This is a genomic window from Frankia sp. AiPs1, from assembly GCF_023716945.1.
Lineage (GTDB): Bacteria > Actinomycetota > Actinomycetes > Frankiales > Frankiaceae > Frankia.
Window position 1 is genome coordinate 1 of the sequence record NZ_JAMQQF010001127.1, and the last position, 704, is coordinate 704.

Annotated in this window: 1 protein-coding gene; it reads left to right on the forward strand. The window is 78.1% G+C overall.

Features of this window, described 5'->3' with window-relative positions; translation table 11 throughout:
• Positions 1 to 704 (forward strand): sulfurtransferase (locus tag ND748_RS33265; protein ID WP_251750187.1); only part of this gene is annotated, 704 nt, incomplete at both ends.

Consider the following 704-nt stretch of genomic DNA (forward strand, 5'->3'; position numbering starts at 1 on the left):
ACGCGGCTCCGCGACGGCCCGCCAGCCCGGTGGCCGGCAGCTCAGCGGCCGGCAGCTCAGCGGCGAGGTGCTCGTCGACGCCAAGGCCCTGCACGACGAGCTGGGCTCGGCGCTGGCGCCGCTGCTGCTAGACGTCCGCTGGGCACTCGGCGACCCGCACGGTCACGACCACTACCGCGAGGGTCACCTGCCGGGCGCCGTCTTCGTCGACCTCGACACCGAGCTCGCCGCCGCCCCGGGTGGTACCGCCGGGCGCCATCCGCTGCCCGAACTCGCCGACCTGCAGCGCGCCGCCCGATCCTGGGGCCTGACCGCCGGGCGCCCCGTCGTCGTCTACGACGACAACGGCGGGCTGTCCGCCGCCCGGGCGTGGTGGCTGCTGCGCTGGGCCGGCGTCGCCGACGTCCGCATCCTCGACGGGGCGCTCGGCGCCTGGCGCGACGCCGGCCTGCCGATCGAGACCGGGGAGATCATCCCGCTGCCCGGCGACATCGTGCTCGAGCCGGGCCACCTGCCCGTCCTCGACGCCGACACCGCCGCCGCGGTGGCCCGCGAGGGGATCCTGCTCGACGCCCGCGCGCCCGAGCGGTACCGCGGCGAGGTGGAGCCGGTCGACCCGCGCGCCGGCCACATCCCGGGGGCGGTCAGCGCGTCGACGGGGGACAACCTCGACGCCGCCGGCCGGTTCCTGCCCGCCGCGGAGC